18 protein-coding genes are annotated in these 19,268 nt (G+C 39.8%); 8 read left to right on the top strand and 10 right to left on the bottom strand.

Annotated elements, in window-relative coordinates; translation table 11 throughout:
* Positions 1-156 precede the first annotated feature (156 nt).
* Positions 157-837, bottom strand: a complete 681-nt coding sequence (locus BM195_RS11075) for a serine/threonine protein kinase (RefSeq protein WP_090237886.1) — start codon at positions 835-837, stop codon at positions 157-159.
* A 938-nt stretch (positions 838-1,775) separates the two neighbouring features.
* Here BM195_RS11075 and BM195_RS11070 point away from each other — a divergent pair.
* Together BM195_RS11070 and BM195_RS11065 are read left to right on the top strand one after the other, a co-directional pair.
* Positions 1,776-3,134 carry an alkaline phosphatase gene (locus tag BM195_RS11070; RefSeq protein ID WP_090237883.1) on the top strand — a complete coding sequence of 453 codons (1,359 nt, stop codon included), beginning with the start codon at positions 1,776-1,778 and terminating at the stop codon, positions 3,132-3,134.
* A 106-nt stretch (positions 3,135-3,240) separates the two neighbouring features.
* Positions 3,241-4,218, top strand: a complete 978-nt coding sequence (locus BM195_RS11065) for a DmpA family aminopeptidase (protein WP_090237880.1) — start codon at positions 3,241-3,243, stop codon at positions 4,216-4,218.
* 820 nt (positions 4,219-5,038) lie between these two features.
* Here BM195_RS11065 and BM195_RS11060 read toward each other — a convergent pair.
* The gene (locus BM195_RS11060) at positions 5,039-6,493 is read right to left on the bottom strand and encodes an Msr family ABC-F type ribosomal protection protein (protein WP_090237877.1); all 1,455 of its coding nucleotides are present in this window, start codon (positions 6,491-6,493) and stop codon (positions 5,039-5,041) included.
* A 388-nt stretch (positions 6,494-6,881) separates the two neighbouring features.
* On the bottom strand, positions 6,882-6,926 hold the full coding sequence (locus BM195_RS19165) for an erythromycin resistance leader peptide (protein WP_108721263.1): 45 nt from the start codon (positions 6,924-6,926) through the stop codon (positions 6,882-6,884).
* A gap of 427 nt (positions 6,927-7,353) precedes the next feature.
* Between BM195_RS19165 and BM195_RS11055 the strand changes: the two genes are divergently transcribed.
* The gene (locus BM195_RS11055; protein ID WP_090237874.1) at positions 7,354-8,271 is read left to right on the top strand and encodes a TetR/AcrR family transcriptional regulator; all 918 of its coding nucleotides are present in this window, start codon (positions 7,354-7,356) and stop codon (positions 8,269-8,271) included.
* Positions 8,272-8,541: 270 nt separating this feature from the next.
* On the opposite strand, the gene BM195_RS11050 is transcribed toward BM195_RS11055, so the two are convergent.
* Both BM195_RS11050 and BM195_RS11045 read right to left on the bottom strand, forming a co-directional pair.
* A complete protein-coding gene (locus BM195_RS11050; RefSeq protein WP_090237872.1) occupies positions 8,542-9,771 on the bottom strand; it encodes a cytochrome P450 in 1,230 nt (409 codons plus the stop codon).
* Between the two features lie 143 nt (positions 9,772-9,914).
* The gene (locus BM195_RS11045; protein ID WP_090237869.1) at positions 9,915-10,151 is read right to left on the bottom strand and encodes a ferredoxin; all 237 of its coding nucleotides are present in this window, start codon (positions 10,149-10,151) and stop codon (positions 9,915-9,917) included.
* Between the two features lie 1,071 nt (positions 10,152-11,222).
* On the opposite strand from BM195_RS11045, the gene BM195_RS11040 reads away from it, so the two are divergent.
* The 4 genes from BM195_RS11040 (at position 11,223) to BM195_RS11025 (ending at position 14,118) form a co-directional block, all read left to right on the top strand.
* A complete protein-coding gene (locus BM195_RS11040; RefSeq protein ID WP_090237867.1) occupies positions 11,223-12,164 on the top strand; it encodes an ATP-binding cassette domain-containing protein in 942 nt (313 codons plus the stop codon).
* On the top strand, positions 12,164-12,940 hold the full coding sequence (locus tag BM195_RS11035; protein ID WP_090237864.1) for an ABC transporter permease: 777 nt from the start codon (positions 12,164-12,166) through the stop codon (positions 12,938-12,940). Before BM195_RS11040 ends, BM195_RS11035 begins: the two co-directional genes overlap by 1 nt.
* A gap of 108 nt (positions 12,941-13,048) precedes the next feature.
* Positions 13,049-13,396 (top strand): PadR family transcriptional regulator, encoded by a 348-nt coding sequence (locus tag BM195_RS11030; protein ID WP_090237861.1) that lies wholly within the window; start codon positions 13,049-13,051, stop codon positions 13,394-13,396.
* On the top strand, positions 13,393-14,118 hold the full coding sequence (locus tag BM195_RS11025) for a pentapeptide repeat-containing protein (RefSeq protein ID WP_090237858.1): 726 nt from the start codon (positions 13,393-13,395) through the stop codon (positions 14,116-14,118). The genes BM195_RS11030 and BM195_RS11025 overlap by 4 nt, the downstream gene beginning before the upstream one ends.
* A gap of 371 nt (positions 14,119-14,489) precedes the next feature.
* Here the strand turns inward: BM195_RS11025 and BM195_RS11020 are convergent, their stop codons facing one another.
* The 5 genes from BM195_RS11020 to BM195_RS11000 form a co-directional block, all read right to left on the bottom strand.
* A complete protein-coding gene (locus BM195_RS11020; protein WP_090237855.1) occupies positions 14,490-15,140 on the bottom strand; it encodes a transporter in 651 nt (216 codons plus the stop codon).
* 138 nt (positions 15,141-15,278) lie between these two features.
* On the bottom strand, positions 15,279-15,557 hold the full coding sequence (locus BM195_RS11015; RefSeq protein WP_090237852.1) for a GNAT family N-acetyltransferase: 279 nt from the start codon (positions 15,555-15,557) through the stop codon (positions 15,279-15,281).
* A gap of 67 nt (positions 15,558-15,624) precedes the next feature.
* The gene (gene cyoE / locus BM195_RS11010; protein ID WP_425283916.1) at positions 15,625-16,575 is read right to left on the bottom strand and encodes a heme o synthase; all 951 of its coding nucleotides are present in this window, start codon (positions 16,573-16,575) and stop codon (positions 15,625-15,627) included.
* Positions 16,576-16,940: 365 nt separating this feature from the next.
* A complete protein-coding gene (locus tag BM195_RS11005) occupies positions 16,941-17,201 on the bottom strand; it encodes a GNAT family N-acetyltransferase (protein ID WP_090237846.1) in 261 nt (86 codons plus the stop codon).
* A gap of 227 nt (positions 17,202-17,428) precedes the next feature.
* Positions 17,429-18,685 carry a YeeE/YedE family protein gene (locus BM195_RS11000; protein ID WP_090237843.1) on the bottom strand — a complete coding sequence of 419 codons (1,257 nt, stop codon included), beginning with the start codon at positions 18,683-18,685 and terminating at the stop codon, positions 17,429-17,431.
* A gap of 167 nt (positions 18,686-18,852) precedes the next feature.
* Between BM195_RS11000 and BM195_RS10995 the strand changes: the two genes are divergently transcribed.
* On the top strand, positions 18,853-19,128 hold the full coding sequence (locus BM195_RS10995; RefSeq protein WP_090237840.1) for a phospholipase: 276 nt from the start codon (positions 18,853-18,855) through the stop codon (positions 19,126-19,128).
* Positions 19,129-19,268: the final 140 nt, after the last annotated feature.

Below are 19,268 nucleotides of genomic sequence, written 5' to 3'. Positions count from 1 at the left end.
GAATCACTGTGTGTTTCCTTATCATCAAATCGTAAGATCTTAGTAAATGTGTTCAGCCATAAGCAACTTTCCCTTTATTACTTGAAAGTCATGGACATCATGATCGTAATACTTAACCTCACCTGTGAGATCATTTTTGCCAGCTGCAACTTGGTATTACGAATTATCTTTATACAAAAAGTTAACAATGGCTTTTATGAAGTCCTCATATGAGGAAAAATATTTATTCCGCTGATTGTACCACTTTTGAATTGTTCTTACTAACCAAAACGGAACTGAATTCCCATCAATTAAATGATAGTATTGTTCATATCCTTTTTTTAAATGTTCCCAACGAAAATCGTTACCTGGTAGTACGTATTCAGAAACATCAAGTATTTTGGCCTTCCCATTTTGCAGTAGAATATTTTTCAGATGGATATCACGTGGGTTAAGCCCTTTGGCACGAACGTATTCTCTTGCACTCTCCACGTCATTTATAACTTGTTCAGGGATGTGAATTCCCTGTAGAATACAGTCAAAAAGAGTTTTTCCTTCCTCGTAACTTAAAATGAGGTACTCATCATAAGAAGCAAAAAAAGTTGAAAAGAAAGGTGAATCTCCTAATATTTGATAAACATTTGCTTCAACTTTTGCTTTAGCTACTCTGTCCTCAGCATATTTTTTAAACGCAAAAGCTGGAACGCTTAAAGATTGAAAAACTGCCGCATCCGTCCCTACACCTATACATTTTAAATCGTCAGCGTGACCCTTTATGGTTACAGGTTCATTATTGGAATTTGAAATAACAGTTATTTTGGAAAGAGTATCGAGGATTGTGTCCCAATCGTTTTTCATATAATTTCTCCCGTCATTAACATTTCCTTTGTAGCTCGAGAGTGTCTTTGTCACTCATCAAATACTGGTATCTGATTTAAGTATTTATTTATGTCCCATAAACCCATTCTATCACGGATTTTCGAAAAATAATTTGAAGAAAAAATTAAAAAATCCATTTTTTATCCGCCCCCTTTCATAACCTCTTTCGATATTAGTTGCAGAAGGGAATAATTATGGAAAGGAAAATACCAGGACACATTGTGGGTTTGGATCCGTAAGAGACATGCAGCATTTAGAAAACGTTTTAACAAATTCGATCCAAGAAAAATGGTCAACAATCGGTCAACAAATGAAATTTTGTCAACAAGTCCATATAGGAAAAAGACTAACAAATCAAGGGTTACGGAAGCTAATAAAAACGGGGTTGAGTGATTTTTCACCCGACCCCGAAGGAATGTCATGCATGTGTATTTAAATTTTTTACAGTATAGCACTAAGCAGACAGAATATACCAAAAATACTGTTTTGTACCTCCTTTATAACTACAAGCGATGAATAATCGCAAAAAGGGACAGGGAAAATGAAACATTTCATGTACCTTTTTCAGATCTGGCTTCAATTGTAGTAATGAAAGACAGACTTTTTATATGCGATATTTACACATTTGTTTAAATGTTTGAGCATTCATTTTTTTCATCCTAGTTCCTCCAGTCCGTTTTCATCATAAAGCATCTATATGAAAGTTTGATAAAAAACATATGATTGCTTTCAATGCATTGTCCAGCTACTGATATGTCTTTGATAAATACTCATACATTATACCTACTTTTCGCTATATTGATAGTTTTCAATAAATTTTTTCGCTACGAATCTACTATTTATATGGAAAACATTCTATTTTAAGATAATACTAGAAGGCGTTCAACAATTACTATTATCATTTAAGGAGGGTTATGATGCGTAAAACTTTTCTGCTTGTACTCACCCTAAGCATTCTAATTGCCGGCAGCATTCTGACAATGAATACAGGGTTCACAAATGCTGACAGCGAGAAAAGTAGTCTCAATTCACCCAACAATGGAAAGGTGAAAAACGTTATCGTCATGATCGGTGACGGAATGGGGCCAGCTTTCACCACTGCCTATCGGTACATGAATGATGATGAGTCCACCGCAAAAATGGAACAGACCGTTTTTGATCAGCATTACGTTGGAGATGCCGTCACTCATCCGCAAGACCCGGAGGAGAATGTAACAGATTCTGCGGCAGCGGCAACCTCAATGGCAGCTGGAATCAAAACTTATAATGGTGCTATTTCCGTTGATAACAACCGTGAACCTGTTAAAACAGTGCTGGAAGCAGCAAAGGAGAATGGCATGGCTACCGGACTTGTTGCCACATCACAAATCAACCATGCGACACCGGCAGCATTCGGGGCACACAATGAATCCCGTAATAATTATGATGAAATCGCGGATGACTTTTATGATGAAAAGATAGATGGCAAGCATAAAGTGGATGTCATACTCGGAGGTGGAACAGATTATTTTGATCGTTCGGACCGAAATTTGATTAAGGCATTTAAGAATGACGGCTACAATTATGTGACAAGCAAAGATGACATGCAGGCAAATGACAATGAGCAGCTGCTTGGCTTATTTGCGCCAGTCGGACTGCCCAAAGCAATCGACCGTGAGGAATCTATCCCTTCCCTGAAGGACATGACAAATGAGGCATTGGAGCAATTGGATAAAGAAAAGGAAGGCTTTTTCTTAATGGTTGAAGGCAGCCAAATTGATTGGGCAGCGCACGATAATGATTCAGTGAGCGCCATGAGTGAGATGGAGGATTTTGCTGAAGCATTCGAAACGGTTATTGAGTTTGCTGAAAAGGATAAACATACACAAGTGGTACTGACAGCTGATCACTCAACTGGTGGCTTTTCCATCGGCCGGGATGGCGAATATAATTTTAACCCTGAAGCAATTGAAGCAGCAGAGCGCACACCGGAGTTTTTGGCTGAAGAAATCATCGATGGTGCTGATATTGAAGATATACTGAATGAATATGTGCGTTTTGAATTCACTGAAGAAGAAATGGCATCTGTCAAGGAAGCTGCCGCAACAGACGATTTCGATACGGTTTACAGCGCTATTTCCGATGTGTTCAACAAACGTGCTGGTGCGGGATTCACAACTGGCGGGCATACTGGCGTGGATGTGCCTGTTTACGCATACGGTCCTAAAAGTGATATTTTCTCAAGGTTAATCGACAATACCGATATAGCTAACGAGATTTTTAATTTTATAAGATAGATTGTCAAGGGACAGGCTGTCACGTAATTGCTGTGGCAGTCTTTTTTATGGACGTGTTCAGATGTAAGCACCGTCTGCTATAATAAATGCAAAAAGGAGAATTAGCATGCTATTGCCAAAAGGAAAACACAACTGTATAACCGATATAGGCGGTGTAAAGGTCGGCCACGTTACATTGTATGAAAAAATCAGCAGCCAGGATACCATCTGCACTGGGGTAACTGCTATTTTGCCGCATGGTGGCAACCTTTACAGGCAAAAAGTGCATGCAGCAAGTTCTGTCATTAACGGGTACGGGAAAACAGCCGGGCTGGTGCAGGTTGACGAACTTGGGCTGCTGGAATCACCCATTATGCTCACCAATACCTTCGGCGTGGGAGCTATTATGCAGGGGACACTTCAATATATGCTTGATGACAATCCGGAAATCGGTGATACGGCAAGTTCACTCAATATTGTAGTTGGCGAGTGCAATGACAGCTACTTGAATTCAATGCGACTCCAGGCTGTTAAACCGGAACATGCCGTACAGGCAATCGAGCATGCTTCCAGTGGGCCTGTTGAAGAAGCCGCTGTCGGAGCGGGCAAAGGGATGATGTGCTTCGGCTATAAAGGGGGAATTGGAACAGCATCACGCACTGTGAAGAATTATACAGTCGGCTGTCTCGTGCTAAGCAATTTCGGTAAAGGGGAGGATGCCCTGTTTGCCGATTTTAGCAAACAAGAGAAGGAAACACCCGACGGATCTATTATGATGATAATTGCAACTGATGCACCGCTGTATGACCGGCAGCTGAAACGTCTTGCCAAACGCTGCGCCGCCGGGTTGGGCAGAACGGGCAGCCATATCGGTCATGGCAGCGGCGATATTGCCATTGCTTTTTCCACTGCCAATATATATGATCATGGAAATAAGACCGAAACGGAACATTTAACCTATGTCCGTGATGATGACCCAATTGTGAACGAGTTATTTCAAGCCGTCGTTGAAACAACCGAAGAGTCAGTTATTAACTCACTCCGTCATGCAGAAGCAACGAAAGGGCGAGACGGACGCGTGGTGGAGAAAGCGCCGTTGGATTGAATAGAGTGAAATTTAGCTTTTCTGCCTGGTTATTTGGCAATTCCGAATGATAATTATCTGGTAAACGATGTAAAAAAATAATCATCCTTATTCACAGTGAAAAATAGAGGCTGGAACAAAAGGATATTAGCCAAAGATAAATCCGTACGATGATTCCACTATGATTGGAACAGTTCGGATGTATCTTTTGAGGTATGTTTGAAAATTTGTTGCGCATGATCTATCAACGGATAAGTCACTTGGTCTTAGATTTGCTTGCTTCCATTCTTTTGTTGGTAAGTGCATGATGGTCGCTGCGGAAAAATACGCCCTTTCCGGAGGCACGGCCTCAGCTAACTTTGGCAAGAAACACACTTGGCAAAGTTGATCTTCGGCTCGCGCTGTTCCCCCAGGCGTGTTGCATTTTTCCGCAGCTTAGAATCGTGTTCTCATCAGGTAACAGCAAGTTCAATGAATATCGTTCTATAAGTTCTTTTCTTTCAACCATCAGAACCCCAACATGAGCGGAGGCAGCATACGGAGACTCCTATGGGAACAGCACGAGCCGAAGACCCCACAGGGAAGAGGTCTTTGCTTTCCGAGGAGACTGAGGCCGTGCCCATGGAAAGCGCAGTATGCTGCCGGAGCGAATGATCGCAAGCAACTAAAATCAGTTGGAGGAAGGCTACAACAAATTCCGCTTTCGCAGTCGTTATCAACGATCAATAAGGATGTGACTGTTGAAAAAGTAAAATGCTGCCCTTCCTGCCCTGTAATCGTTCGTCTTTAGCGTGGAAAGTTTTAATTGTGTCCCAGCCTTGTCACTGATTTTAAATGTAAATCACTTTTGCATGAACTTTTGATCTGAAATGTGAAATTGTACTTCTGCTGCATTTTCTATAAACTGCTTATCGTGTGATACAAATATGATGGTTCCTTCATATGAAGTTATAAAGTTTTCCAATGCTTCAATGGCCTGGATGTCTAAGAAATTAGTCGGTTCATCTAACAATAAAATGTTATATTCCCCTAAAAATAAATGGCAAAGTTGAAGGCGAGTCGCCTCTCCGCCACTTAGGTACTTCACACTTTTTTGTATATCTGTTCCGACAAACAACATGGAATGTAAAACACTCCGCAGAAATCCTTCATTATATTCTGAGCGATTTTTCACAAATTGCAATACCGTTTCATCGCTGGTAAATTGATAGCTCATTTGACGGAAGTAACCTAACTTTGCTTTTGGTGAAATGGTTAAACCTTTCCCATCGTATACAATATAGTGCAGCAAAGTGCTTTTCCCGCTTCCGTTGCTACCGGTGATTGCTATTTTTTTACCCAGTGGTATTTGGAAACTTACGTCATCTAATAACACTTTTTCACCCACACGGAGCGTTAGGCTGTCTGCCATAATTGGAAATTTGTTATGCAATTCCAATGCTTTTGACTGGCGAAACACAATTGGTCTTTCTTCTTGTACAGCTTCAACTTCCTCAAGCTTCTCCATTCGATGCTCAATTGATTTTGCCGCACGCTGTATGGCTTTTTGGCTCGAGCCTTTTGATTTTGTCTCAAACATACGATTTGCTTTTGCCTTCGATTCTTTTTTCGACATAGACCCATCTTTAGCAATTTTTTGAGCCTTTTTCATTTTTTCTTGGGAGGCTTTTTCGAGCCGGCTTTTTTCTTTCAAGTATTGTTCATGAGCCTGGCTTTGCTGTTCACGTTCCAACTGCTTTTGAGCCATATAGTCACTGTAATTTCCAAAATATACGTTTATTTTTCCATCATCTACTTCCCAAATCGTTGTAACAAGTTCGTCCAATACAGCACGGTCATGACTGATAAGCAGTAGCGCACCATAATAATAGCGCAGTTCATCAAGTAAAAAAGAAATACCATCGTGGTCCAAGTGTGTAGTCGGCTCATCAATTAATAAGGATTCGTAATAATGTGTAAACAATTGTGCCAGCTTCAGCCTCGTATGCTCTCCACCACTTAGCACATCAGCATATTGTGATACATTCAATTTTCCTAATAACGCAGGATCAGCTTCAGATGCTGTTGGAGCTTCCACCTGTTCAAAATAACCGAAATCTGCATGACAATTCACTTTTCCATTTGATGGTTGTACTATCCCTGCAAGCAGCTTCAATATTGTACTTTTTCCCGCACCATTTCTTCCGACGATACCAATACGATCAAACTGATGTACGGCTAAACGTTCAATCTTTAATACCTCTTTATCCAAATAGGTCACGTCAACATTTTCTAATTCAAAACATATTTGTTCCATTTTGCTACCTCCCGAAATATTGTGATTTCGTATCGATAGCTAGGACCGATACGAGCCTCTAAATCAAGCTCGTATCAAAAAAACAATAAAAATTGCACAGCTCTCCCCTCCTACTTTCACTTTCTTAATGATCATAAAAAATCACAGACTGGCTGCCTGTGATTTGAGAGTAAAGGGAATATTTCCCATCCTTTTCGATTAGGGTAAAGCTAACATTCTTTCCACAAATAACCCCTGTCATAAAAACAAAAGGGGCACAAAATACAAAGACAGACTAATCCGTCTTTCCTCATATGGCACAATTGTGTTTGAACTGAGGATTATTAAAAAATGACAGACTAATCCCATTTACTCCATTACACAAAACAGAGTCTTTGACCATATTCAATTACTGGTTCAAAGCTGGGAAACGCAGTCTCATAGCATGTGTCATTTTTTAATAATCCTCCTTAAAATTTTAAATTCATATGTATTGTATATACCTTTTAAAGAAAAGTCAAGATTATATGACCAAGTCCGTCAATTTCCCATGGATTTTAAAATTAAATACTTCGTCAGCACAAAAGGCAACTATCCTAATTGAACAACTGGTCCCAGTGGGACATGAACCCCGCATAACAAGCGAACTATGAAAATACAAGATTAGTTAGGGGACACACCGGCGAATACAAAAGGAGTAGTGATAAAAGAATGGATCCTGTCATTGGCCTGGATATCGCAAAAGGATAAAACCAGTTCCAAGCTTTTTTACACGGAAAATCATCATTGTCCTATCTAAATAGCGATGTGTTATGATTGATGTTACAAATATGTGACTCATCATAACCGTAATCTAGTCAATCGTACAAGGTGGTTTTCCAATGAGAAGAAAAGATTCTGATAAAAAAAGACACATTTTAATAACGGCGATGAAGCTTTTCTCATCCAAAAATTACAATCGGACATCTATGCAGGAAATCGCCGATATTTGCGACATTTCGAAAGGGAGTCTGTATGTCTACTTTAGGTCAAAGGAGGATTTGCTTTTAAATATTCTTCAATATTACTTTCAATATATTGAAGATCAAATTATGCTTATTGAAGAAGATGCCTCCTTGTCTGCAGCAGAGAAATTTATGAAAGAAATTGAAATCAAACTAGGTCATTATATTAAAAATCAGGAATTCTACAGATTACAAGAACAAGAACTTTCGGATTTGTCGGATAAGAACATTTATCACTATTTGCATCAACAAAAAATTGCTCAGGCTAAATGGTTTGAGCAATATTTAATCAAAATCTATGGAAATCAAATTAAACCCCACGCCGCTGATGGGGCGTTTTTGTTCATAGGAATGATCAAACAATACATGGAGCTGATCATCTTGAAACAGTTTCCTTTAAATATAAAAAAAGTTGTTCGGTTTTTAATGGCTCAAATTGACTTTATGATCAAAGGGGTATTGGATAATAATTTTGAACCGTTAATCAACGAAAATTTATGGTCTTTATACTTAGCAGAAGCCAGTGAAGAAAAGGTCCACCCTCTTGAATTGATTAAGCAAATGAAGAATCAATTAAAAACCGAGTCGATCCCTGAAACACAAAGTGAAGAAGCTCATCAGTCCTTAACTATCATGGAACAGGAACTGATGAGCATGCAACCGAGATCTGCTATTCTTAAGGGAATGCTTCATAACCTTGAACCGATTCGTTCGCTCAAGGAGACGAGGATAAAGTTAGCTGACAGTCTACAAATAAACAAGAATCCAAGTAAATCAGTGATTGAATCCGAATAGATCATGCTACTTAAGGCGTGTGTATATCGAAATTCAGCTTAGCACGGGTTTGAATGATATTAAAGTTGGCAATCCTCCCTCCTCCGTTCTCGCTGCCGAGACATAGGGGGACACGCCCTCACCACCCGGCTCTTGTCCCAGCAACGCTCTCCTTTCAAAACGATTGTTTCAACGGTCCAAACATATTTACCTGCGTAAGGGTTTGAATCGGCATAGAAGGTTTTGTGTGTACTTTTATTGTTCCATAGAATGATGTTAAAGTTCTCATTTTTATGGATACACCTTCATTGGAAGATGCGTTAAGGACTGACCTGGAGCTGAATCAGTTAAACTGTTCTCCAACTCGAATGATTCTACGGGGTCGATACGAGAAAAATTCTGTAAAAATGTCTTTAAGGCAAGCGTTATTTCTAATCGTGCAAGAGGGGCACCCAAACAGAAATGCTGACCCTTTCCGAATGTCAAATGCTTTTTATTGTTTGAGCGATAAATATTGAGAGAGAACGGGTCCTCAAACATCTCTTCATCCATATTGGCTGCGCTCATCCATGCAATGACCGCATCCCCTTTTTTCATTTTTGGACCTAATAAATCATTGTCTTGTTTCACGGTGCGGTCCCTCTTTGCGATCTGGAAACGATAGCGAAGCATCTCTTCAACAGCTTTTGGAACCAAATCTGAATCATTTCGTAGTTCTTGATATAGGGATTGATCATCGTAAAGCAATGAATAAAACGTATTAGCCAGCGCATGACTGGTTGTTTCAACCCCTGCACCTAAAAGAAACATGGATACTCGTACAATTTCATCATCGGTAAACTTCTCACCGTCTACCTCAGCTTTTATTAAGTCAGATAGAATATCCTCGGATGGATGGGATCGTTTCTCAACAACAATCGGGTAGAGATACTGATAATATTCTTTAGCAGCCTCTTGTTTTCTTCGCTCAATTTCCTCCTGGTTTTCTTTGTCATAAGGTTGGAAGAGGATATCCACCCAATGTTTAAACTGAGATCTGTCTTCTACAGGAACACCAAATAATGCTGTGATAACCATACTAGGCAAAGGACCTGCCAATGCTTGAACGATATCAACAGTGGAATTTTTCTGTATGTCGTCAATAAGTTCGGTCGCAATCTGCTGAATGCGAGGTTGCCAATTCTTTAAACTGCGGGGGGTAAAAGCTGCCGATAATAAGGAACGTCTCTTTTGGTGTTCCGGAGGGTCGACCATAATGTTTGTATTATCAGGAATCGTTCCTTCTTCGTTATTCGCTCCTACAGAAATGGATGTTCTAGGACCTTCAACCGAAAAGATTTCGTGATTAGTTAAAATTTGTTTAACGTCCTTATATTTAAAGACATTCCAAGTATTCGTTTTCTCATCGAAGTAAACAGGCGTATCATTGAGCATTTCTTTATACCAATTAAGCGGGAAGAACTCTTCTGAACGGGTTTGGAAGTTTTTAACCTCTTGCAATGAAATAATTTCTTTAGCCATCAGGATAACTCTCCTTTAAATTTAAAATTGAGATATAATACGTTACCGTTGTCATGACCCGTTTATTGTCTAATCCGTTAACGGCTGTATTTATTCTAAAGTAAATATCTCCTTTCAAGTTAAGCAAGTGAATCAAAACGAATTTAATCTTGCTTGCCAAATGGCTGGTCGGATAGCCTTACTGAATCCGTAGGGCACTCCTCAATGGCTTCTATCAAGTTATCCAGTTGATCCTCCGTTATAGGCACAGATCCTTGATTTTGATCTGCTTTCACAAACGCTATTCCATCTTCATCAAGGTCAAAAATGTCTGGAGCTATTTCCTCACAGTTTCCACAACCAATGCATGTTTCTTGATTAATAATCGCGTACTTTGCCATCATAAAACCTCCCATCTTTCACAAGTTTACACTGCCGAATTCGTCTTCATTTTCTCTAAGAGGAGTACAGTACTTAATATGACTTAATAGTTTCAAAATCGACTAAAGGGTCAATTTTACGTTAACATATTTAACAACTTTCAATAATGAGTCCTTCGAATGATTTTTGAAACGAATTCATTCCTAATATCGAGAGATTGTGAATTTCAGTGATAAGAATGGTACTATGACACTCTGGATGGTTTAGCTATCTATCGCTAGATAGATTGCGAAGGGCAATTCGCTTATCCGACAGACCTTCCTGGGTAAGTGCACAAGCTTCCTTTCCATGTACCCGCCTATTGCCCTTTCCTTTTGGTCGTTCGGCTTGATATGCAACCTCATTCAAGAATGACATCCTTATATAAGATCCGTGTTCCTCAGGTCGGAAATTTGCTTCCGTCTTCCTTCAGCTAACGGCTACCACAACCTTCACCGCTTGGGACTCCCCCCTAAAGCGTGTGCACATGCCGGGGCACATATAAAGTACCGTTCGGCTAACCGAACGGTGCTAAACAAGGTTGGGGTATTTAAGTTGTTAAAAATGTTTTCACCCTAAACTCACAAAAAACAAGTCGCTAAACTAGGGTTCGACACAATTGCACCCATAGTTGAAGAACCTTTACCTATTGGGGTTCCTAACAACAAAACTCTTCCTTAAAACAGTCGATTTTGTCGAAAACGTCAACGAGTTTTTTTAGATATTGAATGATACTAATAACCAGGAAACCCCAAACTCATAATCAAATAGCTCAGCAAACTCAACAAGAAACTACAAAATCAAGATTTAAAAACTTCCCTCATAACATAACCGTTTTACCTGGTAAAAGGTAAAGCGGTTTTTATATGCCAATGAATGGGAGATATAGATAAAGTTTTGCCATTCCTTGATTTAACCCCCACGCAAGAGATTAATATTGATATAATATTATTATTACTTAAATATTACATTGACAATAATAGTAATTTGATTTATATTGTATCTTGAAGGATGTTGGTGAGAGAAAATTAATAAATAAGGAGAATGCCATTATGGTTCAAACGAAAGAAACAATTATTGCCATTCGAGATCTTCAAAAATCCTATAAGGACCATCAAGTATTAAACAAAATCAATTTTTCAGTGAAAAAAGGCAGTATTTTTGCTTTGTTAGGTTCAAATGGTGCAGGCAAAACAACCACAATTAAAATCCTTTCTACACTTCTTAAGCCAGATAAGGGTTCTGCTGTAATCAATGGATTGGATGTAACGAAAAAGGCAGAACAGGTCCGTGAAATAATCAGTCTTACTGGGCAATATGCTGCCGTTGATGAGGGTTTAACAGGAAGAGAAAATGTACGTATGATTGGCAAACTGCGTCATGTCACTAATCCAAACAAAGAGGCTGATGCATTACTCGGAAAAGTTAATTTGCTTGAAGCAGCTGACAATCGGGTTGCGACCTATTCAGGTGGTATGCGCCGCCGACTCGATCTAGCCATGAGCTTGCTAGGAAATCCACCGGTAATCTTTCTTGATGAACCAACCACGGGATTAGATCCACAAAGCAGATTATCCATGTGGCAAATGATTAAAGAGCTAGCTGACTCAGGTACAACGGTGTTTTTAACTACACAATATTTAGAAGAGGCAGATTACCTGGCTGACCAAATTTCCATTTTAAATCAGGGAGAAATAGTAGCTGAAGGAACATCACAAGATTTAAAAAAGCTGCTGCCTCAAGGGCATATTGAACTTGGATTTCATCATGAAGAGGAAGTGGGAGCAGCATTTAGTTTGCTGAAAGAGTTTAATCCAAGTATCAATCAGGAAAGTCACAAAATTGTGCTTACTACTGATGGGAGCATCAAGCAAATGACAGACATGTTGAATCGATTAGATCAAGCTGGAATTCCTGTTGCTGAACTGACGCAAAAACAGCCGACACTTGAGGATGTATTCCTTACCATCATCGGAGAAAAGGAGGGTGCTTAATGGAAAAAGTTTCAAGTATGAAAAGTCAATTCAATGATACAAAAGTGATGATTGGACGTAGCATGCGACTCTCATTCAGAAGCCTTGATACAATGATTACCACCATCGCAATGCCGATTATGATTATGTTTGTATTTGTATATGTATTTGGTGGAGCAATCGAAACCGGCTATGAAAATTACGTCAATTATCTAGTTCCGGCAATTATTTTAATGACGATTGCTACAGGAGGTACTTATACTTCCGTCCGATTAAGTGAGGATATTCATAAAGGAATAATGGATCGCTTACGTTCGATGCCTGTTGCAAAGTCTTCCTTATTATCCGGGTATGTGTGGACATCTGTTGTATTTAATACTCTTTCGACTTTGCTAGTAATAATCTTCGCCTTTTTGATGGGATTTAGCCCAAATGCTAATGTTGGTGAATGGCTGCTAACACTTGTCTTTTTGTTTTTGTTTACACTTGCTATTTCCTGGATATCTGTATTATCTGCTTTGTTAGCAAAGTCGGTGGAAGGCGCTGCGTCGTATGGCTATCTCGTGCTGCTTCTTCTCTTTATTAGCTCAGCATTTGTACCAACGGATTCCATGCCTAAATGGGTACGTCTATTTGCTGAAAATCAGCCAATGACATCGATACTGGAAGCCATAAGAAACCTGTTGATAGGTGAACCTGTTGGCGACAATATTTGGATATCTTTTCTATGGCTATTCGGGTTGCTAGTTGTGACCTATATAGCATCCGTACAGGTGTTTAAACATAAAACATCTTAATTAGCTCGTATCTAAACACCTCTCAGAGAAATAAATAGAAATGTAATTGCAATAACAATACAATGAAGGTCAAAGTAATGTATATTATATATAGGAGGTGCAAAAAAAGTGAAAAATAAAGCTTCCTCTGATTTACTTAGAGGACATACAGATACAATTATTTTGAATTTATTAATCAGTGGAGATAAATACGGATATGAAATAACGAAATTGATTGTAGAATATTCAGCTGGAGAGTATGAGCTGAAAGAGGCGACCATGTATTCAAGTCTGAAACGGCTTGAGAAGGATGGCAGTATCGTATCCTATTGGGGTGATGAGACCCAAGGTGGCAGACGTAAATATTACAGGATAACGGAAAAAGGAAAAGATAATTATTACGAAAATAAAAGAAATTGGGAAGCATCCAAACGTATTTTAGATCAATTATTAGAGAAAGGTGGAAATGAAAAATGACGAACAAAATAAAAAAATATGTTGACGGCATATTGTTACCTTATGAAAATACTCACTCTGTTGGGGAGTTGAAGGAAGAGTTAAACAACAATTTACAGGAAAAATTAAATGACTTCATAGAACAAGGTTATGACGAAGATACTGCTTTTAAAATGACTGTTAACTCAATTGGTGATATTAGTGAAATGGTGGAGGAATTTTCAAAAGGAACAGATGAAAATCAGATAGAACAGAAAAAAATGGATTTTACGAAAATGGACCTTTTAAATTCTGACTTTAAAGAAGTTAATCTGCAAGGATCTGAGTTTAGTAAAAGTGATATAAGGGGCTCAGATTTTACTGGAGCAGACTTATCAAATACTAAGTTTGATACTTGTGATCTAAGAAATGTTAGGTTCGACGATGCAAATCTTACGGGAGCTACTTTATCGAAGACAGATTTATCAAAATCAAGTTTTAAAAAGACTGTTTTAGATGAAACAGATTTAAGCTATTCTAATTTATCTGGTATTGATTTCGAGAACCATACATTCAGTGGTACGAATTTTTACCAAAGCGGATTAAAAAGCGTAAACTTTAAAAATGCTGTATTTAGAAATGTATCTTTTAAATATGCTTACTATTGCCACAGGGCGAATTTCGATGGTGCGATGATGGACAAAGTAACATATGCACTCTTAAAAAGGAATAAAGCAGACTTATCAAATGTTACGGTGATATAAAATATAACATGTTTTCATATGTGAGAAGTGGCAAAGAGTCTTTAGAGGCTCTTTACTTTTTTGGGGAGAAAATTTATAAATGGTTATCCACAACTAAAATACTAAAAAAATACGGATCTTTAAAAGGGCATTTTCATTTGGAAATGCGCCTTTTTTGGTTACCTTTATGAAGCTGGCATGATACGCTCTACTGCATTGGTTGTACTTCTCTTTGCGAATGCCTTATAATCTTACTTGGTATTTATTTAACGGCGTTACGAATCAGGTGCACCATTCAGGGGAATTTCGAATTGAATGGCCATTCCTGTCATAAAGAAATTTTAGCTTTGGACAAAAGTCCACATTACCTAAAATACCTAATTATATGATGCCTATTGTCCATTGGATTTAAGCTCCTGCTCTTTTGAACCGGATTTATACTTATCTTTTAACCGTCTGTAAACAACATCGATTTTATTAAACACCCATTGCAATGCCAGTCCTTGAATGGCAATACCTAGAACAGATACGGCGGTCAGGGTCCAAACTGAAATGGATTGTTCAATTTCTAACATCCGGTGACCAAAGAAGAGCAGATAGCCGAACACCACAAATAATCCGTCAAAATAAGTATTAACTGAGTCTTCCATCACCTGAATCAATACAGCTTCACCAAGCAGCAAAAGCAGAACCATAGACAGAATCAGTGACTTTGATTGGATTGTCAGCTTTTCGACAAATGGCACAACATAATATTTGGTAATCGTTTTGATCCGGAATAAATAAATGATCCGTACAATTCTGGCAACCTGAAAAAACTGATCAAATGGGATGATGGCAATTAAAAGAAATGGATTTTGTGTGATAAAATCCCATTTCGCATTCGATATAATAAAACGAACGATAAAATCAGCAAAAAATACCGCCCATACAATCCAGCTGATCGCCGAGTTATAGGTTTCATCCGTCCAAATCGTTATAATCGTAAGCATCACGAGTAAGATCATAATGCTTTCATACATCATTTTTAAAATTTTTTGCATGGTTATCCCTCTTCTACTACCTTGCACTACCTATTATATTGGAAAAGCCAGGGGAGCGTAACCCTGGCGAATTTTCTTATAAGGCTGACCATCATTATATACACGTTATAAATAAGTGATATGATTTGATGGCGGTCGCTAATCAGCGAGCACATCCTGATATTCCGGTGTTTCTTCCATTTTTTGTTTAGCATAAGGGCAGGTCGGATCAATTTTCTTCCCTTCATCACGTGCGTGGGCCACCATCCTTTCGACAAGCTTGCCTCCGATGCCCCCGCCACGGAGTTCTTCCGACACATACGTATGATCGACATTCACTTCATTCTCGCCGGATTCCTTAAAGGTGATTTCCGCTTTTGGGTTCTGTTCATCATCACCGATATAAAACTTGTGATCACCTTTTTTTATTTCTGCCATAAAGATTTCCCTCCTTAACGGATTTACTCTATCTTTCCCGTTTAACGCAGGAACTAATCAAATGGCCTTATCCGAACCACGGCGCCGTAACGATAATCGCCGCTACAAAAATAATCATTAAATAATTGACTGACACCATGAACATGTTATCCGCCCATTTTCGGGTATCCGTGGAAAACAGACCGCTGATGGCAAGCCCCAGATATCCGACATTAAGCAGCGTGGCAATGACAACAAATGCGGTGCCAAGCGAAGATAAATAAAGCGGAAGCGGCAGGAGACAAGCAATATACACGACCATCTGCCGTTTCGTGATTTCCATGCCATGCACAACCGGCAGCATAGCAACATTTGCAGCCTTGTACTCATCATATTTCTGGATGGCAATCGCAAATGTATGCGGCATCTGCCAAATAAAAATAATCAATGCCAGAACGATCGGTACAATATGGGATACGGAATCCAGGGCTCCCCAGCCAATTAATGGTGTTATCGCACCAGAAATACTGCCAATCACCGTATTCAGGGTATACCTGCGTTTCGACCACATCGTGTAAAGGACGACATAGGTAAACCAGCCGATCAACGCATAAATGACGGCCTCAAGTGTCGTGAAGGCCAGCATCATGATACCCAGGATGCTGGCTGACATACCAATCCAAAAAACTGTCCGCAGAGAAATGTTCCCGGTCACCGTCGGACGTGATTTGGTCCTGTCCATGACCGTATCAATATCAACATCATACCAATTATTGATGGCTAGGGCTCCTGCCATTACCAGCGTGCTGCCGAAAATCGTCAGCGAAAACGTATCAAAATGTGCGGCAAACGTTGACTCAGTAAAATATACCGCCAGCCAAAATCCGGCAAAGACCGGTACCGCATTGGCGATCAGCACAGGTAATTTAAGAAGTGCCTTCAGATCTGACACGAATGACGCTTGGCTTTCCCTGTCTGATGCAATCCCGGCTTTATCTATATCTGATGAGGTGACAATTTGTCTGCTCATGTGATTCATCCTCTCAGTGAACATAACCAATTAAAAATACTACCAAATATATTGTAAAACTTTATCGTTATTTATTTAAGCAAAATGAACTGTCAAATTCAGGCGTGAATTTACTTGGGCCATATAAAGGATCTATAAAGCCGCGGATTTCTTTACAATCAATGCCGGCTTCAGCGTTTCTTCGTCATAGAAAAAGTTTCTGCCGGCAAATTCTTTTGACGCAGTTATGATTCTTTTTATGCGAGCTATGCTTGAACTTTCGATCTTCAGTGTATAATGACACCATGACTATTTACACATTATTATACCATGATTCTGTAATATATTCTTCACTTCCATAACCACTGTCTGAGTCAATCCTTTGCACTTCATACTTAAATCCGAAATACTGATAATGCTGGCGCTGATACATCTCTCTCGGTGTGTCCTCTCCCGTCAGCAACCAAGATCACCATATGCTCAGGAAAACTGTCCATGACAAACTGCTGCATATGGGAGCCTATACCTTTTCGCCTTAATGATTTCCGGACAGTCAAATCATCCATTTCCACAAATTCTTCTGAAAGAATTAGATTCATCGAACCAGCCAGTTCTCCTTTATAATAAGCAGTATTGGACTTCGTTTTGTTGTGCAAACTCATCCATCCCAATTCAGCCTTATATACAGTTTCTGTTCGTCAGTTCGGGATTTTGCCTCCGGCTTCCTTCAGATTCCATCTCGCGGTGGACACCCTTGCCATTGGCTAACAGTTCCTAATGCCAAGCCTGTAGTGGACTTTCACCACTAAATTATAGCCCATGCCGGGCACACACAGAAAAAGGGACAAATCCTGATGAAATGTCCCTTTTAAGATAAGCATTTTTAACAAAACGAGTCTTTAGGTTTTGGTACCGATAGTCCAAAGAGCGGCCTCAGATATAATGCGATAAATGTTCCTGCCAGAGCCATGATGCCCCAGATATAGCCATGCAGACTAAATGATGCGATACCACCAAAGTATGCGCCAATATTACAGCCAAATGCCAGACGGGCACCGTAGCCCATGAGCAATCCGCCGATAACAGATGCCGTGACATTTTTCCCATTTATCTTGGAAAATTTGAAAAGTCCCCCTGCTGCTGAAGCAAGAAATGCCCCAAGAATGACACCAAGGTTAAGGACTGTTGTTGAATCGGCAAAGATCGATGTCTCCAATGCCGCTGCGTTACCTTGCCAATATCCCCAGCTGGCCACATCAACCCCAAAGAATCGTGCGACTTTGGAACCCCATAAAGCAAACGCTGAGGTGATTCCCCAGGGCGCACCTCGAACCATTAGCGTCAAGGCATTCAGAACGGCTAATACAATGGCTGCCGCAAACAACGGCCATGACCCGCGAAAAATTCGTTTCCATCCTGTCGTTGATGGTTTAGGAGCCATTTTCGGCGGTTTTTTCTTTCTTTCCACAACCAATGTAATCCAGGCGATAAGGCCAAACAATGCAATCGATAATATCCACGCACCACCATAGCCGAGTCCTGTTGATGTTGCCAGAGAGACAGGCTCAAATGCCGGCAAACCCTCTGTCCAAAATGGCAGATGATAGGCGCCGACTGTTGAACCAATGATAAAGAATAATAGCGTGACAAACATAACAGAGCGACCTCCGCCAACTGCATAAAGTGTACCGGAAGCACATCCTCCGCCAAGTTGCATCCCGATGCCAAACATAAAGGCACCAATTAAGAGACTGACGCCAACCGGAGATACATAGCCGGAAACGCCACTTCCAAAGAATGAGTAGCCAATGGCCAGAATTGGTGCAAATAAGGTTACAGCAACTGCAAGCATTAACAAGTGTGAACGTAATGCTTGCCCGTTTCCAACGGACATTAGTCTGCGAAATGCCGATGTGAAACCAAAGCGGGCATGGAATAATGTATATCCAAGTAATAGACCAATGACGAGCAATAACGGCTGCACGATATTTTGTGAAAACATCAGATAAATCATCAGAATTGCCCCGACGGTGAGCCCGCCAATAATTAGCGGCATTTGCGGCTTATTTAGTTCAGTGCTTTTTTTCTGCACCGGATCTTTTACTTCATCTATCGGTTGAACGCTTGTCGTTTCACTCATTTTATTCACCCTTTTCATATCATTTTAGTCAGAATTACTTCATTATCATAACGGCTGATTGTTTTCGTGTCAAAAAGTTTTTATGAAGCATTTTTTGATTAGGTGTTCAAACAGTCTGCTAAACACTTCTGGCATAAGATATTGAAACAATGAAAGGGGGGATATAGATGCCACGCCACATTCAGATCCACCCTGGCACTTGCATTTTTCCCGGATACCGGTATTGCGGACCCAGATGCAGCGGACCAGGCGCACCAGTTAACGCAGTCGATGCTGCCTGCAGAGCGCATGATGTATGTTTGCAAAGAGGTGGATCACCGTGTGTTTGCGATCAGCAATTCCTTCAGCGTCTCCGCCCGTTAGTCAACCCATATACACAAGAAGGCAGACATGCGAGGATGACTTATAACGCGATGCGGGTTGCGGCACGATTCAGGTGTTAATCTGGATTTCCGAGGCGATTCATCCCTGGTTATTTGCTTTCCTTTTCTCAAAAACGGAATGTTTTCGCACTTTTTTATATTTGAAATTTATTAATGTTTGGTTTTTTTGTATAATTCCTTCATAATAGATTAAAAGACCT

It is taken from the genome of Lentibacillus halodurans (assembly GCF_900112045.1).
In the GTDB taxonomy this organism is placed as follows: domain Bacteria; phylum Bacillota; class Bacilli; order Bacillales; family Amphibacillaceae; genus Lentibacillus; species Lentibacillus halodurans.
The sequence above is the reverse complement of the archived record's forward strand: the minus strand, read 5'-3'. Positions and strand labels throughout refer to the sequence as shown.